The 22,201-nt window shown below is 61.3% G+C and carries 21 protein-coding genes; 3 read left to right on the top strand and 18 right to left on the bottom strand.

Going from position 1 to position 22,201, the window contains the following annotated elements; translation table 11 throughout:
* Nucleotides 1–189 precede the first annotated feature (189 nt).
* The 3 genes from scpB to ROE7235_RS11960 are packed head-to-tail and all read right to left on the bottom strand — an operon-like array spanning nucleotide 190 to nucleotide 2,254.
* Nucleotides 190–840 (bottom strand): SMC-Scp complex subunit ScpB, encoded by a 651-nt coding sequence (gene scpB, locus ROE7235_RS11950; RefSeq protein WP_121095762.1) that lies wholly within the window; start codon nucleotides 838–840, stop codon nucleotides 190–192.
* Entirely contained in the window at nucleotides 837–1,610 is a 774-nt protein-coding gene (locus ROE7235_RS11955; protein WP_121095763.1) for a segregation and condensation protein A, read from the bottom strand. Before ROE7235_RS11955 ends, scpB begins: the two co-directional genes overlap by 4 nt.
* Nucleotides 1,611–1,660: 50 nt before the next feature.
* On the bottom strand, nucleotides 1,661–2,254 hold the full coding sequence (locus ROE7235_RS11960) for a riboflavin synthase (protein ID WP_121095764.1): 594 nt from the start codon (nucleotides 2,252–2,254) through the stop codon (nucleotides 1,661–1,663).
* A 168-nt stretch (nucleotides 2,255–2,422) separates the two neighbouring features.
* Between ROE7235_RS11960 and ROE7235_RS11965 the strand changes: the two genes are divergently transcribed.
* The 3 genes from ROE7235_RS11965 (at nucleotide 2,423) to ROE7235_RS11975 (ending at nucleotide 6,924) form a co-directional block, all read left to right on the top strand.
* Complete coding sequence (locus tag ROE7235_RS11965) at nucleotides 2,423–3,712, top strand: capsule polysaccharide biogenesis protein (RefSeq protein ID WP_121095765.1); 1,290 nt, start codon at nucleotides 2,423–2,425, stop codon at nucleotides 3,710–3,712.
* 126 nt (nucleotides 3,713–3,838) lie between these two features.
* Nucleotides 3,839–4,945, top strand: coding sequence for a polysaccharide biosynthesis/export family protein (locus ROE7235_RS11970; RefSeq protein WP_245963950.1), 1,107 nt, complete (start codon nucleotides 3,839–3,841; stop codon nucleotides 4,943–4,945).
* An 8-nt stretch (nucleotides 4,946–4,953) separates the two neighbouring features.
* Nucleotides 4,954–6,924 (top strand): capsule polysaccharide biogenesis protein, encoded by a 1,971-nt coding sequence (locus ROE7235_RS11975; RefSeq protein ID WP_245963951.1) that lies wholly within the window; start codon nucleotides 4,954–4,956, stop codon nucleotides 6,922–6,924.
* A gap of 111 nt (nucleotides 6,925–7,035) precedes the next feature.
* Here the strand turns inward: ROE7235_RS11975 and ROE7235_RS11980 are convergent, their stop codons facing one another.
* The 15 genes from ROE7235_RS11980 to ROE7235_RS12050 all read right to left on the bottom strand — a co-directional run bounded on the left by ROE7235_RS11980 (nucleotide 7,036) and on the right by ROE7235_RS12050 (nucleotide 22,180).
* Nucleotides 7,036–8,706 carry a ribonuclease J gene (locus tag ROE7235_RS11980; protein ID WP_121095767.1) on the bottom strand — a complete coding sequence of 557 codons (1,671 nt, stop codon included), beginning with the start codon at nucleotides 8,704–8,706 and terminating at the stop codon, nucleotides 7,036–7,038.
* An 8-nt stretch (nucleotides 8,707–8,714) separates the two neighbouring features.
* Complete coding sequence (locus tag ROE7235_RS11985) at nucleotides 8,715–9,491, bottom strand: type III pantothenate kinase (protein WP_121095768.1); 777 nt, start codon at nucleotides 9,489–9,491, stop codon at nucleotides 8,715–8,717.
* A 9-nt stretch (nucleotides 9,492–9,500) separates the two neighbouring features.
* Complete coding sequence (locus ROE7235_RS11990; RefSeq protein WP_121095769.1) at nucleotides 9,501–10,235, bottom strand: biotin--[acetyl-CoA-carboxylase] ligase; 735 nt, start codon at nucleotides 10,233–10,235, stop codon at nucleotides 9,501–9,503.
* Nucleotides 10,219–11,658: an NADH-quinone oxidoreductase subunit NuoN gene (gene nuoN / locus ROE7235_RS11995; RefSeq protein WP_121095770.1), complete on the bottom strand. Its 1,440-nt coding sequence runs from the start codon at nucleotides 11,656–11,658 to the stop codon at nucleotides 10,219–10,221. The genes ROE7235_RS11990 and nuoN overlap by 17 nt, the downstream gene beginning before the upstream one ends.
* An 11-nt stretch (nucleotides 11,659–11,669) precedes the next feature.
* Complete coding sequence (locus ROE7235_RS12000; protein ID WP_121095771.1) at nucleotides 11,670–13,211, bottom strand: NADH-quinone oxidoreductase subunit M; 1,542 nt, start codon at nucleotides 13,209–13,211, stop codon at nucleotides 11,670–11,672.
* Nucleotides 13,211–15,175: an NADH-quinone oxidoreductase subunit L gene (gene nuoL, locus ROE7235_RS12005; RefSeq protein WP_121095772.1), complete on the bottom strand. Its 1,965-nt coding sequence runs from the start codon at nucleotides 15,173–15,175 to the stop codon at nucleotides 13,211–13,213. Before nuoL ends, ROE7235_RS12000 begins: the two co-directional genes overlap by 1 nt.
* 4 nt (nucleotides 15,176–15,179) lie before the next feature.
* The gene (gene nuoK, locus ROE7235_RS12010) at nucleotides 15,180–15,485 is read right to left on the bottom strand and encodes an NADH-quinone oxidoreductase subunit NuoK (RefSeq protein WP_071796935.1); all 306 of its coding nucleotides are present in this window, start codon (nucleotides 15,483–15,485) and stop codon (nucleotides 15,180–15,182) included.
* A 66-nt stretch (nucleotides 15,486–15,551) separates the two neighbouring features.
* Nucleotides 15,552–16,169 carry an NADH-quinone oxidoreductase subunit J gene (locus ROE7235_RS12015; protein ID WP_121095773.1) on the bottom strand — a complete coding sequence of 206 codons (618 nt, stop codon included), beginning with the start codon at nucleotides 16,167–16,169 and terminating at the stop codon, nucleotides 15,552–15,554.
* Nucleotides 16,170–16,204: 35 nt separating this feature from the next.
* Entirely contained in the window at nucleotides 16,205–16,696 is a 492-nt protein-coding gene (gene nuoI, locus ROE7235_RS12020) for an NADH-quinone oxidoreductase subunit NuoI (RefSeq protein ID WP_121095774.1), read from the bottom strand.
* 2 nt (nucleotides 16,697–16,698) lie between these two features.
* Nucleotides 16,699–17,736, bottom strand: a complete 1,038-nt coding sequence (nuoH, locus tag ROE7235_RS12025; protein ID WP_121095775.1) for an NADH-quinone oxidoreductase subunit NuoH — start codon at nucleotides 17,734–17,736, stop codon at nucleotides 16,699–16,701.
* A gap of 15 nt (nucleotides 17,737–17,751) precedes the next feature.
* Nucleotides 17,752–18,168, bottom strand: coding sequence for a YNQ4 family lipoprotein (locus tag ROE7235_RS12030; protein ID WP_370743693.1), 417 nt, complete (start codon nucleotides 18,166–18,168; stop codon nucleotides 17,752–17,754).
* A gap of 5 nt (nucleotides 18,169–18,173) precedes the next feature.
* Nucleotides 18,174–20,192 (bottom strand): NADH-quinone oxidoreductase subunit NuoG, encoded by a 2,019-nt coding sequence (gene nuoG, locus ROE7235_RS12035; RefSeq protein ID WP_121095776.1) that lies wholly within the window; start codon nucleotides 20,190–20,192, stop codon nucleotides 18,174–18,176.
* A gap of 3 nt (nucleotides 20,193–20,195) precedes the next feature.
* Complete coding sequence (locus ROE7235_RS12040; protein ID WP_147434207.1) at nucleotides 20,196–20,633, bottom strand: DUF5333 family protein; 438 nt, start codon at nucleotides 20,631–20,633, stop codon at nucleotides 20,196–20,198.
* 4 nt (nucleotides 20,634–20,637) lie between these two features.
* Complete coding sequence (nuoF, locus tag ROE7235_RS12045) at nucleotides 20,638–21,936, bottom strand: NADH-quinone oxidoreductase subunit NuoF (protein WP_121095778.1); 1,299 nt, start codon at nucleotides 21,934–21,936, stop codon at nucleotides 20,638–20,640.
* A gap of 22 nt (nucleotides 21,937–21,958) precedes the next feature.
* Nucleotides 21,959–22,180: a DUF5337 domain-containing protein gene (locus ROE7235_RS12050; protein WP_245963952.1), complete on the bottom strand. Its 222-nt coding sequence runs from the start codon at nucleotides 22,178–22,180 to the stop codon at nucleotides 21,959–21,961.
* Nucleotides 22,181–22,201: the final 21 nt, after the last annotated feature.

Raw genomic sequence — 22,201 nt, forward strand, 5'->3', positions numbered from 1 at the left:
TGCAACCTCATCTCCCACCATGATAACCAAAACAGCCCAATCTCGAACCGTCCCAGCCAACCAGCAACGTCCCCGCCGCCGGTGAAGCGCTATCTAGGCAATCCAAACAATACACGCAACAGGAAAAGACAGAAAAATGACAAAAAGTCTGATTGACTCTAGGTCAGCCATGGATTGGCCGGGACTGACCTAGTCCTCGAACAGCTCTGACTGGCCACGCACGGGACCATCCAGCGCTTCGTCGTCTTCGGCGGCTTGATCCGCTTGCCCCGGCATGGGCCGGTTATCGAGCAACCCCGCGGCACGCAATTCCTGCAGTCCCGGCAGGTCGCGCGCTGATTCCAGCCCGAAATGGTCGAGGAAATCTTGGGTCACGACAAACGTCACGGGCCGCCCCGGTGTCATGCGTCGGCGCCCCAGGCGCACCCAGCCCAGTTCCAGAAGCTGGTCGAGCGTGCCACGCGACACTGCGACACCGCGGATTTCTTCAATCTCTGTGCGGGTGGCGGGTTGGTGATAGGCAATGATCGCCAGCGTTTCGATCGCAGCGCGCGAGAGTTTACGATTCTCTACGCGCTCGGCCTGCATAAGCCAGCCCAGATCTGGCGCGGTGCGCAGCGCGTAGGCGTCGCCCATCCGCATCAGCACCACGCCGCGCCCCGTATAGCGGCGCCGCAGTTGCGCCAGCGCTTCGGCGGTATCGCAGCCTTGCGGCAGGCGGGCGGAAATATCGGCGGCACTGAGGGGATGGTCGCAGGCAAAAAGAATCGCCTCCACCATCCGTTCCTGCTCTGCCATGGGCGGCGCGGCAAAGGCTGACGGGTCCGGCGCGTCCATCATGGCGTTTCCCGTCCGCGCAGTTGCACTGGCGCGAACGCATCGGCTTGACGCATCTCTACCTTGCCCTGCTTTGCCAGTTCCAGCGATGCCGCAAAGGTCGAGGCCAGCGCAGACCGCCGGCGTTGCCCCGCCTTGCCCCAGCCTTCGGGCAAAAACTGCTGCAAACTGGCCCAATCCTGTGACACAGGCAGCAGCCGGGCCAGACGCTCCAACGCCGCTTCAAGGGCATATATGTCGCTGCGGTTAAACGCGTAGGGGCGAAACTCGTCGCGGGTGCGCAGCCGCGCGTACGCGCGCATCAGGTCCAACAAACTGGCCTGTGTTTCCGTCTTGCGGGTGATTGCGACCGCCTCTGGCTGGCCTCGGACGAAAAAATCGCGCCCTTTCTGATCACGCCCCATCAGCCGGGCGGCCACATCGCGCATCGCTTGCAGCCGCTCCAACTGCCATGCCAGATGCGCGGCCAGATCCTCGCCGCTTGGCCCGTCCTCTGCCGGATCGGGAGGCAACAGAAGCCGCGATTTGAGATAGGCCAGCCACGCGGCCATGACCAAGTAATCGGCGGCCAGTTCGATGCGCAGGCTACGGGCCTGTTCGATGAAATTCAGATACTGCTCGGACAGTTGCAGCACGGAAACACGGCGCAGATCGACCTTCTGGCTCCGCGACAGGGTCAGCAGCAGGTCGAGCGGCCCTTCGAAGCCGTCGACATCGACAATCAACGCCTCTGCGGCGCGGCGGTCGTCTATGTTGTCCCAGTCGTCACTCATGGGGGGAGTTTAGGCGCAAGCTGGCGCGCCGTCTATCACCCAGCGCCAGATCACCGCGCGCCCCACTCCTGCAGGCGGGCGACATAGCGGGCAAGAGTGTCGATTTCCAGATTGATCATATCGCCCAGCTTGGTGTCGGCCCATGTTGTGGCTTGCTTGGTATGAGGAATGAGGTTGATCCCGAATTCAGCGCCCTCGACCTCGTTCACGGTCAGCGAGGTGCCGTTCAGCGCGACCGACCCTTTCGGCGCAATGAACCCTGCCAGCGCGTCTGGGGCGCGAAACCGGATGCGGGTGCTACCGCCCTCGTCGTGCAGCCCGGTCACTTCGGCCAGCCCATCAACATGGCCCGACACGATATGCCCGCCCAATTCATCGCCCACTTTCAGCGCACGTTCCAGGTTCACGCGTTTCCCCGGCTCCCATGTTCCAAGATTGGTCTTGGCCACCGTTTCTGCCGATACCTGCACGTCATACCAATCCGGCCCCAGCGCTACCACGGTCAGGCACACGCCGTCCGACGCGATGGACGCGCCGATCTCTATGCGCGACGTGTCATATCCGGTCTCTAGCCGGGCGCGCAGATCGCCTTCTTGGACAACGGACCTGACGCGGCCGATATCGGTTATGATGCCTGTGAACATTGCTTTTCCCCTTTTGCGCCCGCAGGTAATCTTAGCGCCTGTGGCATTGCAAGCAACACACCGGCCCTGCCTGCGCGTTTTTAATGACGTTGGCCGCTTTTTCGTTTACGCTATAGAAAAATAGCAGCCCTATTCTTGCGATTAGGGATATAATCAGGCGAAACCGCCATGTCAGTAACGACCGCTTCGCGGCGCTTCCTGTTTTTGCAGGGGCCGCATGGACCGTTTTTCAACCGGCTGGCCCGTATGCTGCGGGCGGCGGGGGCGGATGTATGGCGCGTGGGATTCAATCGCGGCGACGCGCTGTTCTGGGGTGATCGCGACAGCTACATTCCCTACACCGGCACGCAAGAGGACTGGGCGGGGTGTTGCGCTGACCTGTTCCAGCGCCACGCCATAACCGATCTTGCGGTTTATGGTGACGTGCGACCGGTGCATGCTCAGGCCATCGCGCTTGCAAAGGCACGCGGCATCACCGTGCATGTCTTCGAGGAAGGCTATCTGCGGCCCTATTGGGTCACCTATGAGCGCAACGGCACCAACGGCAATTCCGAACTAATGGATATGAGCCTTGATGACATGCGCCGCGCGCTGGAGAAATGCGATCTGGAATTGCCCGATCCGCCCGCGCATTGGGGCGATATGCGCCATCATATCTTCTACGGGGCGATCTATCATTTCTGCGTCATGGCGCTGAACGGGCAGTATCGCAATTTTCGGCCCCACCGCGACCTGTCCGTGGGTCAGGAATTCAGACTGTATCTCAAACGGCTTTGGGCCATGCCTCTGACCTCTCTGGAGCGGCGTATCGCGTCATGGCGCATCCGCAATGGCGGGTTTCCGTATCATCTGGTGCTGTTGCAACTGGCCCATGATAGCAGCTTCCGCGCGCATGGCCCGTTCGACAGTCAGGCGCAGTTTCTGGAGACGGTGTTCGAGGGCTTCGCGCGCGGCGCCCCGCGCCACCATCACCTGGTAATAAAAGCGCACCCACTTGAAGACGGGCGCATGCCGCTGCGGGGGATCATTCGCAAACTGACCGCCGCGTATGGGCTGCAAGGGCGCGTGCATTTCGTACGTGGCGGCAAGCTTGCGCTGCTGTTGAACCACGCGCGCTCTGCAGTGACGGTGAATTCCACAGCCGCGCAACAGGTGCTTTGGCGTGGCATGCCGCTCAAAGCGTTTGGGCGCGCGGTGTTCGAGAAGCCGGAATTCGTCTCGACCCAACCGCTGGAGCAGTTTTTCAGCGCGCCCACACGGCCAGATGCCCGCGCCTACCGCCGCTACCGCCATTTTTTGCTGGAAACCTCTCAGGTGCCCGGCGGCTACTACTCTTTGCGGGGTCGCCGTCAGCTTATGCGACATGTGGTGGATATGATGCTTGCCGCGCATGACCCATATACCGCGTTGCGCTTGGGCGACGCGGCACCCCGGCAACAGTTGCGCATGGTCCCATAACCGCTAACCCATTTCATCCCTTGGCGAAAAGCGCGCATGCATGTATGGTTTTCGCAATAATCAGAGGCAAGTCCTTTTACAGGAGCCCGAGCAGTGTTTGCTATCTTGAATAAATGTGGCCACGCCGTGGCCCTATTGGCGTGTGTTGCGGTTGCAGCATGTGACATTTCGGCTGACGGTCCGACCGCCAATCAAATCTATGACGGGTCGGTCATGCGCAATGGCGACGCGCATATCATCGCCGTAACCAAGCGTGTCAGCCATATCGCGAACCGGACAGAAACGCTCGGCTTCAGCCATGCGCTGCGCAAGGGCGCGCTGCTCGGGGGCGACACGATCCGCCCCGGCGATGTCATCACGCTCAACGTGTTTGAAAACGTTCCCGAAGGTTTGCTGGCCCCGGAAGCCACGAATAACGCGATTATCGAAACCTTGCAGGTCGATGACGCGGGGTTCATCTTTGTGCCCTATGCAGGGCGCATCCGTGCGGCGGGGCAATCGCCCGACGCATTGCGCCGCTTGCTGACACGCTCGCTGGATGAACAAACGCCGGACCCACAGGTTCTGGTGGCACGCACGCAGGGCGACGGGTCAACCGTATCGGTCACCGGCGGCGTAACCGCGCAAGGGGTTTATCCGATCACCCGTGCCTCGAACCGGCTGTCATCTATCATAGCCTCGGCGGGTGGTATCAGCATTCCACTGGAAACCGCACAGGTTCTGGTCACGCGCGGCACCCGTCAGGACAGCGCATGGCTTGAAGACATCTTCTCTGACCCGTCGCTGGACATTGCGATGCGCGGCGGCGACCGGGTTCTGGTCAAGCAAGACCAGCGCAGCTTCTCGGTGTTGGGGGCAACGGGGACGACAGACCGCGTTACATTCGACACGCAGCAGATTTCCGCGATAGAGGCGCTGGCCTCTGTCGGCGGCCTTGACCCATTGCGCGCAGACCCAAAGGGCGTCTTCATCTTTCGCGATGAACGCCCCGAAATCGCAACGGAAATCTTGGGCTTCGGGCAATTCGTGACCGATGCGCGTTTCGTCTATGTGCTGGACCTGACCGCGCCAACCGGCATGTTCAACGCGCGGGATTTCAAGATACGCGATGGCGATACGATCTTCGTGACAGAGGCCAGCTCGGTGCTCTGGGCGCGCCAGATCTCGGCTCTCACGGGCACACTGACCGCTGCCGGGTCGATCCGCACGCTGACGCGCAGCACCACGGACTGATCCGTCATATGCGCCGCCCTCGGGTTCATGCCGTATCCGGCGGGTTCCTGGGTCCGGGCGCGCAGGCACGCCGTATCCGGCGCATCATGCGCTTGGCAGGGTATCCTGTCGGCATCGGGTTGCCGGGCAAAGGCGATACAATCGCGGCATGGGGCCACGCGCCGCGTGCCGCGCGCGCCGAAAAGCTGGCCAACAAACGCGGCGCGCGGCTTCTCAGGGTAGAGGATGCCTTCCTGCGCTCGCTCTTTCCGGGCAGGCAAGGGGAAGCCACGCTCGGCCTTTTGATTGACGAATCCGGCATCTATTACGACCCGTCGCAGCCCAGCGATCTGGAAACCCTGCTGGCCACCCACCCGCTGGATGACCACGCCGTGCTGGAACGCGCGCGCCTCTGCATGGCCCGTTTGCGCGCGGCCCATCTTAGCAAGTATTCGGCAGTCACCCCCGACACGCCCGCCCCTGCACCCGGATATGTGCTGGTGGTGGACCAGGTGCACGGGGATGCGTCGCTGACCCATGGCGGATTGCACGGTCAGCTTTCGCCGCATATCTTCCACGACATGCTGGTGCAGGCGCAGCTAGACCACCCGACCGCGCGCATCATCATCCGCACCCATCCCGAAACGGCCCAAGGGTTGCGCCATGGCCATTTCACCAGCGCGGATGCCGCCGCCGACCGGATCACGCTGCACGATGCGCCCTGCTCGCCATGGGACCTGCTGGAGGGTGCGATTGCGGTTTATACCGTCAGCTCACAACTGGGGTTCGAGGCGATCCTCGCAAGGCACCGCCCCCATGTCTGGGGCCTGCCCTTCTACGCGGGCTGGGGGCTGACCCATGACCAGATACCTCACCCACGCCGCTCACGCCGCCTGACCCCTGCACAGTTATTCGCGGGGGCAATGCTGCTGTATCCCAAATGGTATGACCCCTGCCGCGACCGTCTGTGCGACCTGCCCGACCTTCTCGACCATCTGGAACCGCTTGCCCGCGCGTGGCGAGAGGATCACGCGGGCTATGACGCGCTGAACATGCGGCTGTGGAAACGCCCGCATCTGCAAGCGTTTTTCGGGCGCTGGCAAAAGCTGCGCTTTCGCAAAGCCCCCGGCAACCGGCGCAGCATGGTCTGGGGCACAGGCCCGGACGATATCAGGATCGAAGACGGCATCCTGCGCTCACGCGGGCTTGGCGCGGCGCTGACGCCGCCAATCTCTTTGGTGCGCGACGATGTCGGCATTTACTACGACCCCACCGGCCCATCACGGCTGGAAAAGCTGATTGCGTCTCCGCTCCCACCGGGGGGCGCCGACAGGGCTGCGCGATTGGTCGCAAAGCTCTGTGCCCAAGGCACAACAAAATACAACCTTGCGGGCGTCCGCCCTGTCCTGCCGCAAGGCCACCGTATCCTCGTGCCAGGCCAGGTCGAGGATGACGCTTCCATCCGGCTTGGCGCGGATACGGTCCAGACCAATGCGCAATTGCTTGACGAAGTCCGCAGGCAAAACCCGCAGGCCGTGATCCTCTACAAACCTCACCCCGATATCGAAGCAGGCCTGCGCCCCGGCGCATTGCACGACACACGCGCCGCCGACATGGTGCTGCCTGCGACAGATACCGCATGGCTGCTGGACCAGGTGCAAGAGGTCTGGACCATCACCTCGACGCTCGGGTTCGAGGCGCTTTTGCGTGGCATCCCTGTCACCTGCCTGGGCGCGCCGTTTTACGCGGGCTGGGGGCTGACACAGGATCTGGGGTCCATCCCCGACCGCCGCCAGGCGCGGCCCGATCTGAACGCCCTCGCCCATGCCGTGCTCATCGCCTATCCGCGCTATCTTGACCCGATCACGCGCCTGCCCTGTGGGCCCGAACTCGCGTTGGAACGCCTCGCTTCGGCAAAAAGCCCGACACAGCCGCCAACCCTGCGCGCGCTGGCCAAGCTGCAAGGGCTGCTGGCAAGTCGCACGACCTTTTGGCGATAGCTTCATCTTGCGACAAATACTCGCGGGGGAAATTCGGCCCCAACGGGCCGAATTGGGGGCGGCAGCCCCCTGAACAAAAGGCGTGGGCGCAAGCCCTCCGCAAGGTCGGCGCTACTCGGCGCTCAAGCGGCTGACGACGATTGTCACCTCGGGCTTCTTGCCCAGCTCTTCCATCACCACCTGACGCACAACGCGGCGCATACCATCGTTGATCTTGTCGTCATCGGCCAGAACCTTGCTGCTGGCGCGGTTCAGAAAGTCGGACAACTCGTCCTCGATCACCTCGTTCATGGGCTGGCCGCCCTTGGCCATCGGGCGCAGGCCCGCGATCTCGGCCCAGGGGTCGCCCAGCACCTCGTCGGCCTCATCCATGATGACCGTCACGAACACATGCCCGCCAATTGCCATGCGGATACGGTCGCGGATGATCCCATCCATCGCGCCGATCATGCGGCTTCCGTCCAGATAGATGCGGCCGGTCGGCACTTCGTCGACCAATGCGGGCACGTCGTCTGTCAGGTCCAGCACCGACCCGTTCGCCACCACCAGAGAGCGCATGCCCCGCGTGATCGCCAGTTTCGCGTGTTCGCGCATCATGCGGTGTTCGCCATGCATCGGCACAAGGATCGCGGGTTGGATCAGATCCTGCATCGCTTCCAGATCGGGGCGGTTGGCGTGGCCAGAGACGTGATAGAGCCGTTCAGCATTGTCGATCACATCGACGCCCATTTCCGACAGTCCGTTGACAATACGGCCAACCTCGCGCTCGTTTCCGGGAATTGTCATGCTGGAAAAGAGGAACGTATCCCCTTCGCGCATGTTCAGACCCATATAGGTGCCGCGCGCCAGTTGCGCGCTGGCCGCACGCCGCTCGCCCTGGCTACCCGTCACGATCAATAACAGATTTTCTCGCGGGATGTCTTTTGCCTGCTCCGGGCTGACGGTTGGCGGGAAATCCTTCAGGATACCCGATTCCGTGGCCACCTGCGTCATCCGCAGCATCGCGCGGCCCATCAGGCAGACCGAGCGTCCGGCTTCTGTTGCGGCCACAGCCAGCGTTTTCAGCCGCGCCACGTTGGACGCGAATGTCGTCGCAACGACCATGCCGGGGGCATTGCGCATCAGGTCGGCAATCGGTTCGGACAGCGTCGCCTCGGACCGGCCGGGGTGTTTGTTCATCACATTCGTGCTGTCGCACATCATCGCCTTGACACTCGACCGCCCGATCTCGGCGAGCATCGCAGGGTCATGCGGCTCGCCCACGCCGGGGCTGGTATCGGCCTTGAAATCACCCGAATGGACCAGACGGCCCGCGGGCGTGTCGATGATCATGCCCGACGCTTCAGGCAGCGAATGCGCAACGGGGAAGAACTGCACACGGAAGGGTCCGGCCTTGATCTCTTCCATCTTGCCGACGGTCTGAACATGGGCAATGTCCTGCCCCTGATCCTGCATTTTCAGCCGTGCAATGCGGGCGGTGAAATCGCGCGCGTAGACCGGCGCTTGCAGCTTGTCCCACATCTGGCCCACGGCCCCGATGTGATCTTCATGCGCATGGGTGATAAAGATCGCGTCCAGCCGGTCGCGGCGTTCTTCCAGCCATGTCAGATCGGGCATGATCACATCAACACCGGGCTGTCCGCCCATATCCGGGAAGGTGATTCCCAGATCGACCAGAATGAACCGCTCGCGCCCCTTGGGCCCGTAGCCATACAGATAGGCATTCATGCCCACCTCGCCTGCGCCCCCAAGGGGGATATAGATTAACCGTTCTTTGCTCATGCCTGCTCCTATTGGGCTATGGCCAGGTTGTAGTCATGGATTACCCGAAGGCCATACATCGTCAGGTCATCCTCGATTTCGTCAAACAGGTCGCCGGCCTGCGCAAAGAGCGCCGCCAATCCGCCTGTGCCAATCACTTTCATGGGGCGACCGTATTCGGCCTTTATCCGCTGGGTAATCCCTTCGATCAGCCCTGTATAGCCCCAGAACACACCGGACTGGATGCAAGCGACCGTATTCGTCCCGATCACACGCTCCGGACGGGAAATGTCGACATGAGGCAGGGCGGCAGCCCCTTGGTGCAGCGCTTCCAAGCTTAGGTTAACCCCCGGCGCGATCACGCCGCCGACATATGCACCGTCCGACGCCACCACGTCGAAATTCGTGGCGGTGCCGAAATCGACCACGACAACATCGCCGCCGTGGCGCTGAAACGCGCCCGCCGCATTGGCCAGTCGGTCGGGGCCGGGGCGCACGCCCTCTTCCACGCGCGGGGGTACCGGCAAACGGCATTCGGGCTTGCCCACCACCAGCGGGCGGCAGTCGAAATAGCGGTCGCACAGAACCCGCAGGTTGAACACCACGCGCGGCACGGTGGAGGAAATCACCACATTGCGCACATCCGCCGAGATTTTGCGCACCTGCATCAGTGTCGACAGCCAGACATAGTACTGGTCGGCCGTGCGCCGATGGTCGGTCGAAGTGCGCCATGTCTGCACAATCGTCTCACCGTCCCAAAGGGAAAACACAGTGTTGGTGTTGCCGCAGTCAATTGTCAAAAGCATGGCCGGTCCTTAGAAAAACACATCGGCGGCGGGAATTGCACGCGCGCCACGGGGGCCGCGCAGGATAAGCGCGCCGCTTTCGTTTATCCCCTCGAACGTGCCTTCGTGGGTATCGGTCACGGTGCGCGCCGTGATCGTTTCGCCCAACCGCGCGGCAAGGGCCAGCCATGCGCTGCGAATGGGTGCAAAGCCGTAGGTCGTGAATTGCGTCTGCCACCGGGCAAAGGCGGGGGCGAGCAGGTCAAGGAACTCTTCGGGGACGACCCGCAAGCCGGTTTCCCCCAACAGGCTGACCGGACGCAGCGCGCCTGCATCCGCGTCGGGGTGGCCCACAAGGTTAACCCCGATCCCGATGGTCAGATATGGCCCCGCGCTTTCCAGCAAGATCCCCGCCAGCTTTGCGCCATGCAACAGCACATCATTGGGCCATTTCAGCGCGAAACTATCGGCGCGGCCTGTCGCGGCGGTCAATGCCTCTTGCAACGCAAGCGCAGTCACGAAGGAATAAAGCGCGGCCTCGGCCGGCGGCATTTCGGGGCGGAACAGGTAGCTTGCGGCAAAATTGCCCGCCGGGTCATGCCACGCGCGGCCCCTGCGCCCCCGCCCTGCGGTCTGGCGCAGGGTGAGTATCCATTCCGGCCCTGCAAATTGGGTCGCACGGCGCGCGGCCTCTGCATTTGTGCTGTCGACCTGAGGCAGAACGCTGCGCCCGACCCCATCCGGCCAGTTAGCGGACAAGGGCATCCGCCGCCAGTGCGGCCATCCCGTCAATACCGAACAGGTTGATGACACCGACCACCATAATCATGGCACAAGCAACCAACAGGGTGCCCTGAACCGGCGCGCGCACCGTGTCGAGCGGTTCCGACTCTGCGCCGAAATACATGTAGTAGACGATGCGCAGATAGTAGAATGCCCCGATGACAGACGCGATCACGCCGACAACGGCCAACCATGTCAGGCCCGCATCGACCGCCGCCCACAGAACGTAGAACTTGCCGAAGAACCCGACCAAGGGCGGCACACCGGCAAGGCTGAACATCAGCACCAGCAATGCCAATGCGCGCAACGGTTCGGCTTTGGACAGTTGGTTCATCTCTGAAATGTCAGTCACCGGCTTGCCATCGCGCCGCATGGTCAGGATGAAGGCAAAGACACCGATATTCATGGTGACGTAAATCGCCATATAGACCAGCATGCCTTGTACGCCCTGCGCGGTGCCAGCCGCCAACCCGACCAGCGCAAAGCCCATATGGCTGATCGAGGAATAGGCCATCAGCCGCTTGATGTCGCGCTGCCCGATGGCGGCAATCGCACCGACGAACATGGACGCCGCCGCCAGAAAGGCCACGATCTGCGACCAGTCACCCGGCACGGTGCCGAAGGCGTCATGCACCAGCCGCGCGATCAGCGCCATGGCGGCGACTTTGGGCGCCGTGGCAAAGAATGCGGTCACAGGGGTGGGCGCGCCTTCATAGACATCCGGCGTCCACATGTGGAACGGCACGGCCGACACTTTGAAGGCAAGACCGGCCAACATAAACGCCAGACCCATCATCAGGCCCACCGACATGCCATCATCCGAGATGGTGCTCAGGATGCCCGCAAACACGGTCGTGCCTGCATACCCGTAGGTCAGCGACGCGCCATAAAGCAGCAGGCCAGAGGCCAGCGCGCCAAGGATGAAGTATTTCAGGCCCGCTTCCGTCGACCGGGTCGAGTCGCGGTTCATGGTGGCCACGACATAAAGCGCAAGCGATTGCAGCTCCAACCCCATATAAAGCGCGATCAGGTCGCCTGCGGAGACCATGAGCATCATACCCACGACCGATAGGGCGATCAGGATCGGGTATTCGAATTTCAGCAACCCGCCCTCGGCCATGACAGACTTGCCCATCACCAGCACCACGGCGGCAGACACAAGGATCAGCATCTTGGCGAATTGTGCGAACCCGTCTTTCAGATACATGCCGTTGAATGCCGTCTGGGCCTCTAGCGATTGAGTGCCGGAATACAGTGCCAGCATCACCATAAGCGCGGCGGTGGCGTAAAGAATGGGCTCCGCCAGCTTGTCCTTGCCGCCATAGACGCCCACCATCAGCATGGCCATGGCAAACAGCGCAAGGACGATTTCTGGTAGCGCCGTGGTAAGATCTGCTCCGATCATGACGGGCCCTTTCAGTTCTGTGCCAGTTGGGACGCGGCCTCATGGGCCTGCAACGCCAACGCATGTCCATCAACCAGCGCGCTGACCGATGGACCGATGATATCGGTGATAAAGGCGGGATAGACCCCAAGGATCAGCGTGGCCGCGACCAAGGGGGCCATCATCGCCTTCTCTCGACGGTCCATATCGGTGATGCCCTTCAGGCTGGCCTTGATGAGTTCCCCCATCACCACGCGGCGATAGAGCCAAAGCGCGTAAGCCGCCGACAGGATCACGCCGGTCGCGGACACGACCGCAACCCATGTGTTGACCTGAAACACACCCATGAAGGTCAGGAATTCGCCCACGAACCCGCTGGTGCCGGGCAGGCCGACATTGGCCATGGTGAACAGCAGGAACACGGCGGCATAAACCGGCATGCGGTTGACCAGTCCGCCATAGGCGTCAATCTCTCGGGTATGCATGCGATCATAGATGACGCCCACACCCAGAAACAGCGCACCGGAAATGAAGCCGTGGCTGATCATCTGGAAAATCGCACCATCAACACCCTGCTTGTTGGCTGCGAAGATACCCATGGTCACAAAGCCCATATGCGCCACCGACGAATAGGCGATCAGCTTTTTCATGTCGGTCTGCATAAGTGCCACAAGGCTGGTATAGACGATGGCGATCGCCGACAGCCACAGCACCAGCGGCGCGAAGATGTCGCTGGCCACCGGGAACATGGGCAAGCTGAAGCGCAAAAAGCCGTAGCCACCCATTTTCAAGAGCACAGCCGCCAGAACAACAGAACCTGCCGTCGGTGCCTGAACGTGGGCATCCGGCAACCATGTATGCACCGGCCACATCGGCATTTTCACGGCAAATGACGCGAAGAAGGCCAGCCATAGCAGCGACTGCATGCCGCCGATGACCTGCCAGCCCATCAGGCTGAAGCTTTCCGTGCTGAACTGGTGTTGCAGCAAAGTCGGGATGTCGGTCGTGCCCGCGTCGACATACATCGCGATCATGGCGACCAGCATCAGCACCGAACCAAGGAAGGTGTACAGGAAGAACTTGAACGCCGCGTAGATGCGTTCCTTCCCGCCCCAGATGCCTATGATCAGGAACATCGGGATCAGGCCCGCCTCGAAGAACAGGTAGAACAGCACCAGGTCGAGCGCCGTGAACACGCCGATCATCAGCGTTTCCAACAGCAAGAAGGCGATCATGTATTCCTTGACCCGGTGCGTCACGTTCCAGCAGGCGGCAATCGTGATCGGCATCAGGAAGGTGGTCAGCATGACGAACAGAACCGAAATGCCGTCGACCCCCATCTTATAGGTCAGGCCCAATATCCATTCGTGTTCTTCCACGAACTGAAAGCCCGTATCAGCCGTGTCAAATCCGAAGAGCAGGATCAAGGATGCCGCAAAGGTCGCAAGCGTAGCAACAAAAGCCACCCATTTGGCGTTGTTTTGTGCGGCCTCATCCTCTCCGCGCAGGAACACAGCAAGGATCAGTGCCGCCACCGCAGGCGTGAAGGTGATGATGGAAAGCAGGTTCAGCATCAGTTTGCCCCTCCGCCCAGCGTGACAAAGCTCACGATGGCGACAATGCCCAGCACCATGGCAAAGGCGTAGTGATAGACAAAGCCCGACTGCGCGCGGCCCGCCAGACGGGTCAGCATTGGGATAATCCCCATCGCCAGCCCGTTGATGCCGCCGTCAATCGTGCCGCCGTCGCCCTTCTTCCACAGGAATGTGCCGATGGCCTTTGCGGGGCGGACAAACACAGCGTCATAAATCTCGTCAAAATACCACTTGTTCAGCAGGAACTGGTAGGCACCGGGGAAGGTTTCAGCCAGCCGCTTGGGCAATTCGGTATTGCGCAGGTAGAACAACCACGCCAGCCCAAGGCCCAGCAGCATGGCGACAAAGGGCGCGGCCTTCACCCATTTCGGCACATAATGCGCGTCATGGATCAGGTCGTTTTCCGGCAGCAGAAAGATGGACGCGCCGAAATATTCGCGCACGGCCTCGGTGGACCCAAAGAACGGCCCGTAGAAAACCATGCCCGACAGCACAGCACCAACGGCGAGCACCGCAAGCGGCACCAGCATGACCAAGGGGCTTTCATGCGCGTGTTCATGCGTGTGCTTGTCGCCGCGCGGAGTGCCAAAGAAGGTCATGAACATCAGCCGCCAGCTATAGAAACTGGTCATCAGCGCCGCGATTACAAGAATCCAGAAGGCATAGGTCGTGCCCGCCGCAAAGGCGCTTTCGATGATCGCATCTTTCGAGACGAACCCGGCGAGGCCAATGGTCGTCAGCGGAATGCCCACACCGGTAATCGCCAGCGTCCCTATCAGCATGGCGTAATAGGTCATGGGCAGTTTCTTGCGAAGCCCGCCGTAGTTCCGCATGTCCTGTTCATGGTGCATGCCATGAATGACCGATCCCGCCCCAAGAAACAGCATGGCCTTGAAGAAGGCATGCGTCAGCAGGTGGAACATGGCGACCGAATAGACGCCGATGCCCGCCGCGACGAACATATAGCCAAGCTGCGAACAGGTCGAATAGGCGATCACGCGCTTGATGTCGTTTTGCACAAGGCCCACCGTTGCGGCGAAAAACGCGGTCAGCGCACCGACCAGCACGATGAAGGTCGTGACCTGCGGCGTGTATTCCATCAGCGGCGAGAAGCGCGCAACAAGGAACACACCCGCCGTGACCATGGTCGCGGCGTGGATCAGCGCCGACACCGGCGTCGGGCCTTCCATCGCGTCGGGCAACCATGTGTGTAGCAACAACTGCGCCGATTTGCCCATGGCCCCCACGAACAGCAAGAACGCGATCAGGTTTGCGGCGTTCCATTCCGTCCACAAAAAGCTGACCGTGGTTTCGGCCAGCATGGGCGCGGCGGCGAAAACGTCGTCATAGGCGATGGAATCGACCAGATAGAAGGTGATCATCAGTGCGATGATCAAGCCCATATCGCCCACACGGTTAACGATAAACGCCTTCATCGCGGCAGCGCCCGCGCTTTGCTTGCGGAAGTAAAAGCCGATCAGCAGGTAAGACGCCAGCCCGACGCCTTCCCAGCCGAAGAAGAGTTGCACAAGGTTATCGCCCGTCACCAGCATAAGCATGGCGAAGGTAAAGAGCGACAGATAGGCGAAAAAGCGCGGGCGGTAGCTTTCGTCATCGTTGAAATGGCTGTCATGCGCCATGTAGCCGAAGCTATAGAGGTGCACGAGAGCCGAGACCGTGGTAATCACGATCAGCATGACCGCTGTCAGGCGGTCCAGCCGGATCGCCCAGTCACCGACCAGCGTGCCGCTGTCGATCCAGCGCATCAGCGTGACGCGCGTGACCTCGCCATCATGCGACAGAAAGATGACCCAAGACAGGATCGCGGACAAGAACAGCAGCGCGGTCGCAATGATCTGTGCGGGTTTTTCACCCGTCACACGCCAGAACAGCCCGGCGATGATCGCGCCGACCAAGGGCGCAAGTAGAACTATCGTCGCCATCGGATCAGCCTTTCATCACGTTGACGTCTTCGACGTCGATCGTGCCACGGTTGCGGAAGAAGCACACAAGGATCGCAAGGCCAATCGCGGCCTCTGCCGCCGCCACGGTCAGCACGAACATGGTAAACACCTGCCCGACCAGGTCGTTCAGGAAGCTCGAAAACGCGACAAGGTTGATGTTCACCGACAACAGCATCAGTTCAATCGACATCAGGATGACGATGATGTTCTTGCGGTTCAGGAATATGCCGAAAATCCCGATGACGAATAGCGCCGCCGCCACCGTCAGGTAATGTTCTAGTCCTACCATTGTCGTCCCTCGTGTTATTCTGGTGCGCGGCCTTTGCGGCTCTTGCGTTTCGGTGGCAGGCGGGTCTTAGCCCAGCCCCTGCCCCGGTTTGACATCTTTCAATTCCATCGCCTTGGCCGGATCACGGTGCATCTGCGCGATGACGTTCTGGCGCTTCACGTCCTTGCGGTGGCGCAGGGTCAGCACGATGGCGCCGACCATCGCAACCAGCAGGATCAGGCCGGAAACCTGGAACAGCAGGAAATACTGGTCATAGATGATCATCCCCAGCGCCTTGGTGTTGTGGACTTCCGCAACGTCGGGCGTGGGCGCTTGACGCAGCCCTTCTGCCATTTCGCTGGTGGACCATGCACTGTACAGCATGCCCATCTGCAACAGCAAAACCACGCCAATGATGGCGGCAATCGGGAAGTATCGCGCCATTTCCCCGCGCAGTGAGGCAAAGTCGATGTCGAGCATCATTACCACGAACAGGAACAACACCGCGACCGCGCCGACATAGACGATGATCAGCAACATCGCCATAAACTCGGCCCCCAGCAGGACAAACAGCCCTGCCGCCGACAGGAAGCACAGGATCAGCCACAGCACCGAATGCACCATGTTGCGCGAGATCGTGACCAGAAAGCCCGCGCCCAGCAGCGTGACCGCGAATGCGTAGAATGTGATATCGGCTATGCCCATGTCCCTCGGCGTCCTTTATTCATTGCCCGAAGGCCTTAGCGATATGGCGCGTCAACTTCCAGATTGCGCGCGATCTCGGCTTCCCAGCGGTCGCCGTTTTCCAGCAATTTGGCCTTGTCGTAAAATAGTTCTTCGCGGGTTTCGGTCGCGAATTCGAAATTCGGGCCTTCGACGATGGCATCGACCGGGCAGGCCTCTTGGCAGAACCCGCAATAGATGCACTTGGTCATGTCGATGTCGTAGCGCGTAGTACGGCGCGACCCGTCCTCGCGCGGTTCGGCATCAATTGTGATGGCTTGCGCGGGACAAACCGCCTCGCACAGTTTGCAGGCGATGCAGCGTTCCTCGCCATTCGGGTAGCGGCGCAGCGCATGCTCGCCCCGGAAACGGGGCGACAGCGGCCCCTTTTCATGCGGATAGTTCAGGGTTGGTTTGGGGGCCACGAAGTAACGCATCCCCAAGCCAAACCCTTTGATGAAGTCGGTCATCAGCGCGTATTTCGCCGCGCGTGTCCAGTCAAACCCCATGGTTAACCCCCTATCGCCCAGCGGGCCCAAAAGCCGCCGGCCACTTCGAATTTTGCCAGAAACGCCACCAGAACCACCCAGAACAGCGAGAAGGGCAGGAACACTTTCCAGCCAATCCGCATAAGCTGGTCGTAGCGGTAGCGCGGAACAATGGCCTTCACCATGGCGAACATGAAGAAGAAGAAGGCCATCTTGATGAACATCCAGTGGAACCCGTCAGGCAGGCCCGGAATCGGCGAAAGCCAGCCGCCGAAGAACATCAGGCTCATCAGCGCGCACATCAGAAATATGGCGATATATTCGCCCGCCATGAACAACAGATATGGCGTGGAGCCGTATTCGACCATGAAACCCGCGACCAGTTCGGATTCCGCCTCGGGCAGGTCAAACGGCGGGCGGTTGGTTTCGGCAAGCGCGCTGACAAAGAACAGCACCACCATGGGCAGATGCGGCAGCCAATACCAGCCCAACAGGCCATAGCCCGTGTCTTGTGCGCCCACGATGGCGCCAAAGCTCATCGAACCGGTCGAGATGATGACCCCGATCACGATCAGACCCAGCGAGACTTCGTAAGAAATCATCTGCGCGGCGGATCGCAGCGAGCCAAGGAACGCGTATTTCGAGTTCGACGCCCAGCCGCCCATGATGACGCCGTAAACTTCCAAAGACGCAATCGCCATCACGAACAGGATTGCCACGTTGATATCGGCCAAGACCCAGCCGTCATTGAACGGGATCACCGCCCAAGCCAGAACGGCCAGAACAAAGCTGGCCAAGGGCGCGAGGAAATACACGGGACGGTCCACACCGGCGGGAATGACCACTTCCTTGACGACGAATTTGATTGCGTCGGCAAAGGTCTGCAACAGCCCCCAAGGCCCAACAACGTTGGGACCGCGCCGCATCTGGACCGCGGCCCAGACCTTGCGGTCGGCGTAGACCAGAAAGACAAGGCTTATCATAACAAAGCCTACCACCAGCAGCGATTGCGCGGCGATCAGCGTGGCGATGCCCAGCCCGGTTTCCAGAAATTCAGCCATGCGTCCCTCTATTCCTCAAACGGTTGGAATGCCCTGCGTCTTGCAGTCATCCACGACCACTTCCGCGTCTATTGTTCTTGTGCCGCGTGGCAAGTCTGGCGAGATGGTGTAAACCCCATCCGCTTCCCAAATGCCACCCTTTAGGCCCGCGTTGGTGCGGACATGGCGCGCAAAACTGTACCCGCGGATCAATGCGTATTGGGCCGCGGCGCAGCGGGTATAGGCAATGGCCTCGGACTGACCACCCTCGCCAGCAAGCTGCACGACAAAACTGACCAGATCGCCCTCTAGCAACCGCGTGTCCACGCCCAGATATTGTGTGCGCGCGGGCGGGTCGAGCGTGCCGCGCGCGCCCTGCCCCGCGACACAGCCCATCAGCCCGCCGCAAGCGGCGAGCGTCAAGGCTTTGACAGGAAGGGTGCGTGCGATCATCGTGTCTACTCTGCCGCCATTGCGGTTTCGGCCCGCGCTTTGGCCATCGCGGACAGTTCCGCCATCAGGCTGGAAGCCCGCGCCACCGGGTTGGTCAGGTAATGATCCGTGATTGCGGGTTTGAACGCCACTTGTGCCAGCTTGCCTTGTGGCAGCGCCTGCCAGTCGTTTTCCGGCACCTCGTCAATATCGCCCAGATGCGGGAATTCGGCAGTCAACTTGTTGCGCAGGGCAGCCAGACTGTCGAACGGCAAGGTCGCGCCCAATTCCGCCGACAGCGCGCGCAGGATAGCCCAGTTTTCCTTGGCCTCTCCCGGACCGAAACCGGCCCGCAATGCAAGCTGCGGACGGCCTTCGGTATTCACGAACAGCCCGGCTTCTTCGGTATAGGCCGCACCGGGCAGGATGATGTCGGCGCGGTGCGCGCCACGGTCGCCGTGGCTGCCCTGGTAGATCACAAACGCGCCCGGCGCGATGTCGACCTCGTCGGCGCCAAGGTTGTAGATCACCTCTGCCCCTTCGGTCGCAGCCGGCATCCCGCCCTCGGTCGTGCAGCCGATATCCATCGCCCCCACACGCCCTGCGGCACTGTGCAGAACCAGCAGTTTCGCGCCGGATTTCTCGGCAATCGCCTGCGCGGTGGCCAGCACAGCGTCGCCGTCACCATCGCGCAGCGCGCCTTGGCCGACGATCACGACGCATTCCTTGTCGGCCAGATCGGACATATCCAGATCCAGCACATGCGCCAACGCCGCACGGTCGGTGCCCATATGCTCATAATCATAGGTCAGATCGACCGCTTCACCCACCAGCGTGACATCTGCGCCGTGCAGCCAAGCCTTGCGGATGCGCGAGTTGAGCACCGGCGCTTCGGCGCGCGGGTTGGTGCCGATCAGCAGGATTTTCTGCGCGCGGTCCACGTCTTCGATGGTCGCGGTGCCGACATAGGCAGAGCGATTTCCCGCAGGCAGCTTCGCGCCGTCGGTGCGGCATTCGGTTGTCCCGCCAAGCCCCTCGACCAGCGATTTCAGCGCATAGGCCGCCTCTGTCGAGGCCAGATCGCCCACAAGGCCCGTGACCTTCTTGCCCTGCATCGCCGCAGCAGCAGCCGACAAGGCCTCTGGCCACGTCGCCGCGCGCAACTTGCCGTTTTCACGGATATAGGGGCGGTCAAGCCGTTGGCGCTTCAATCCGTCCCAGACATAGCGCGAGCGGTCCGACAGCCATTCCTCGTTAATGCCGTCATGGTTGCGCGGCAGGATGCGCATCACTTCGCGGCCCTTGGTATCCACGCGGATGTTGGAGCCCAAGGCATCCATCACGTCGATGGTTTCGGTCTTGGTCAGTTCCCACGGGCGTGCGGTAAACGCATAGGGCTTTGAGACCAGCGCCCCCACCGGGCACAGGTCCACAATGTTGCCGACCATCTCGGATTCGATCAATGCGCCCAAGTAGGTGGTGATCTCTGCATCCTCGCCACGCCCCGTCTGGCCCATGACCTGCACGCCCGCAACCTCGGTCGTAAACCGCACGCAGCGCGTGCAGGAAATGCAGCGCGTCATGTGGGTTTCGACCAGCGGGCCAAGGTGCAAATCCTCGGTCGCGCGCTTGGGTTCGCGGAAGCGCGAGAAATCGACGCCATACGCCATGGCCTGATCCTGCAGGTCACACTCGCCGCCCTGATCGCAAATCGGGCAATCCAGCGGGTGGTTGATGAGCAGAAACTCCATCACCCCTTCGCGGGCCTTTTTGACCATCGGCGTGTTGGTCTTGACCTGCGGCGGGCTGCCATCGGGGAATGAGCGCATGTCCTTGACCTGCATCGCGCAGCTTGCCGCCGGTTTCGGCGGTCCGGGCTGCACTTCGACCAGACACATGCGGCAATTGCCGGCAATCGAGAGGCGCTCATGGTAGCAGAAACGCGGAATCTCGATCCCGACCATCTCGCACGCCTGAATCAGCGTCATGGTCTGCGGAACTTCCACTTCCTGCCCGTCGATGATGATCTTGCGAAGGTCAGACATAACTCACTTCTCCCGCAGCCGGCTGCCCAAGGACGTGCCTTCGGCGATCTGGCTGCTTGCATAGGCACAGACGGCCTGTTCGTTCAAAGGGTCCACATCGGCGGACCGCAGGTAGGTGTAGACCAGCTGGCGCATACGTACCTGCTCGGCGTCATCCTCGACAAAAGCTTCGATCTGGCTGCGGCTTGGGCCAAGCGCGCGCGCCTTGCTATACAGTCCGAGGAAATAGGCCACACGCGCCAGCCTGCCCGGCGGGTCGATGCTATCAGGGCAGGAATCCGCGATATGCTTGACAAGGGCGGCTGTAAACAGACCGTTATACACTTCTGGCGCACCGCGCAGCAGCTCGTTTACCTCTGACTGGGTCATCGCGGCAGCAGGGGCGCTTGCGACAAGCGCGCCCGCCATTGCCAGTGCCCCTATGTTGCGCCGAAACAGCATCACATCACTCCGCCGCCACGCGCGGGCTGCGCCCGGCTTTTTGCGCCCGAATACGGTCTTCGATCTCGTCGCGGAAATTGCGGATCAGGCCTTGGATCGGCCATGCCGCCGCGTCGCCAAGCGCGCAGATCGTATGCCCCTCGACCTGCTTGGAGACATCCCAGAGCATATCGATTTCCTCGATCTCGGCCTCTCCGCGCACAAGCCGGTCCATGACGCGCATCATCCAGCCGGTGCCTTCGCGGCAGGGCGTGCACTGGCCGCAGCTTTCGTGCTTGTAGAATTTGGCCAAGCGCCAGATCGCCTGCACGATATCGGTGGATTTATCCATCACGATGACCGCGGCGGTGCCAAGACCCGACCGCAAATCCTTTTGCAGATAGTCGAAATCCATGATCGCGCCTTGCATGTTCTCGCCGCGCACGCAGGGCACGGATGACCCGCCGGGGATTACCGCCAGCAGGTTATCCATCCCGCCGCGCACGCCGCCGCAATGGGTCTCGATCAGTTCTTCAAAGCTGATCGACATCGCCTCTTCCACAACGCAAGGGCGATTCACATGGCCGGATATGGCGAAAATCTTGGTGCCCGCATTGTTGGGCCGCCCGAAGCCCGAAAACCATGACGCGCCACGCCGCAGAATGGTGGGCACAACGGCAATGGATTCCACGTTGTTCACCGTGGTCGGGCAACCATACAGCCCCGCCCCCGCCGGGAATGGCGGTTTCATGCGCGGCATCCCCTTCTTGCCTTCAAGGCTTTCCAGAAGTGCCGTTTCCTCTCCGCAGATATAGGCGCCTGCCCCGTGATGCAGGTAGATGTCGAAATCATAGCCCGATCCGCAGGCATTCGGGCCGACCAGACCGGCGGCGTAAGCTTCATCTATGGCGTTTTGCAGCGCCTCTTTTTCACGAATGTACTCGCCGCGAATATAGATGTAGCAGGCATGCGCCCGCATCGCGAAAGACGCGATCAGGCATCCCTCGATCAGCGTATGCGGATCGTGGCGCATGATCTCGCGGTCCTTGCAGGTGCCCGGCTCGGATTCGTCTGCGTTCACAACCAGATAGGCGGGCCGACCGTCGCTTTCCTTGGGCATGAATGACCATTTCAGACCGGTGGGAAAGCCCGCTCCGCCGCGCCCGCGCAGGCCCGATTGCTTCATCTCGTCCACGATCCAGTCGCGGCCCTTTTCCAGCAGCTTTTTGGTGCCATCCCAATGGCCACGCGCCTGCGCACCTTTCAGCGAGCGGTCATGCATGCCGTAAAGGTTGGTAAAGATGCGGTCCTTGTCGTCCAGCATATGCGTATCCTTGTTTGCGCGTTCAGCGGCCTTTCAGCCGCCAGATGCGAAAAGTCACGATCAATCCCCAGGCAAAGGCGGCAAGGGCGGCGAAATCGACCAGGAACGCGTAGCGCGCCTGCCACCCAAGCTGACTGCCAAGGAATTGCAATCCCACCCAAGCAACAATCGCAACGGCCATGACCGCGCCGGCAAGCCGGGCCTGTCGGGCAAGTGCCATGTCCTGTTCGCTGGGCTTTGTCATTCCCACCATCCTTTGCGCCCC

The sequence above is a fragment of the Roseinatronobacter ekhonensis genome, assembly GCF_900499075.1.
Taxonomy (GTDB): Bacteria; Pseudomonadota; Alphaproteobacteria; order Rhodobacterales; family Rhodobacteraceae; genus Roseinatronobacter; species Roseinatronobacter ekhonensis.

Bases quoted from the DNA above. Each gene is read 5' to 3' on its own strand.
- scpB (WP_121095762.1), bottom strand. From the start codon at position 840: ATGATGGACGCGCCGGACCCGTCAGCCTTTGCCGCGCCGCCCATGGCA.
- ROE7235_RS11955 (WP_121095763.1), bottom strand. From the start codon at position 1,610: ATGAGTGACGACTGGGACAACATAGACGACCGCCGCGCCGCAGAGGCG.
- ROE7235_RS11960 (WP_121095764.1), bottom strand. From the start codon at position 2,254: ATGTTCACAGGCATCATAACCGATATCGGCCGCGTCAGGTCCGTTGTC.
- ROE7235_RS11965 (WP_121095765.1), top strand. From the start codon at position 2,423: ATGTCAGTAACGACCGCTTCGCGGCGCTTCCTGTTTTTGCAGGGGCCG.
- ROE7235_RS11975 (WP_245963951.1), top strand. From the start codon at position 4,954: ATGCGCCGCCCTCGGGTTCATGCCGTATCCGGCGGGTTCCTGGGTCCG.
- ROE7235_RS11980 (WP_121095767.1), bottom strand. From the start codon at position 8,706: ATGAGCAAAGAACGGTTAATCTATATCCCCCTTGGGGGCGCAGGCGAG.
- ROE7235_RS11985 (WP_121095768.1), bottom strand. From the start codon at position 9,491: ATGCTTTTGACAATTGACTGCGGCAACACCAACACTGTGTTTTCCCTT.
- ROE7235_RS11990 (WP_121095769.1), bottom strand. From the start codon at position 10,235: ATGCCCTTGTCCGCTAACTGGCCGGATGGGGTCGGGCGCAGCGTTCTG.
- nuoN (WP_121095770.1), bottom strand. From the start codon at position 11,658: ATGATCGGAGCAGATCTTACCACGGCGCTACCAGAAATCGTCCTTGCG.
- ROE7235_RS12000 (WP_121095771.1), bottom strand. From the start codon at position 13,211: ATGCTGAACCTGCTTTCCATCATCACCTTCACGCCTGCGGTGGCGGCA.
- nuoL (WP_121095772.1), bottom strand. From the start codon at position 15,175: ATGGCGACGATAGTTCTACTTGCGCCCTTGGTCGGCGCGATCATCGCC.
- nuoK (WP_071796935.1), bottom strand. From the start codon at position 15,485: ATGGTAGGACTAGAACATTACCTGACGGTGGCGGCGGCGCTATTCGTC.
- ROE7235_RS12015 (WP_121095773.1), bottom strand. From the start codon at position 16,169: ATGGGCATAGCCGATATCACATTCTACGCATTCGCGGTCACGCTGCTG.
- nuoI (WP_121095774.1), bottom strand. From the start codon at position 16,696: ATGGGGTTTGACTGGACACGCGCGGCGAAATACGCGCTGATGACCGAC.
- nuoH (WP_121095775.1), bottom strand. From the start codon at position 17,736: ATGGCTGAATTTCTGGAAACCGGGCTGGGCATCGCCACGCTGATCGCC.
- ROE7235_RS12030 (WP_370743693.1), bottom strand. From the start codon at position 18,168: ATGATCGCACGCACCCTTCCTGTCAAAGCCTTGACGCTCGCCGCTTGC.
- nuoG (WP_121095776.1), bottom strand. From the start codon at position 20,192: ATGTCTGACCTTCGCAAGATCATCATCGACGGGCAGGAAGTGGAAGTT.
- ROE7235_RS12040 (WP_147434207.1), bottom strand. From the start codon at position 20,633: ATGCTGTTTCGGCGCAACATAGGGGCACTGGCAATGGCGGGCGCGCTT.
- nuoF (WP_121095778.1), bottom strand. From the start codon at position 21,936: ATGCTGGACGACAAGGACCGCATCTTTACCAACCTTTACGGCATGCAT.
- ROE7235_RS12050 (WP_245963952.1), bottom strand. From the start codon at position 22,180: ATGACAAAGCCCAGCGAACAGGACATGGCACTTGCCCGACAGGCCCGG.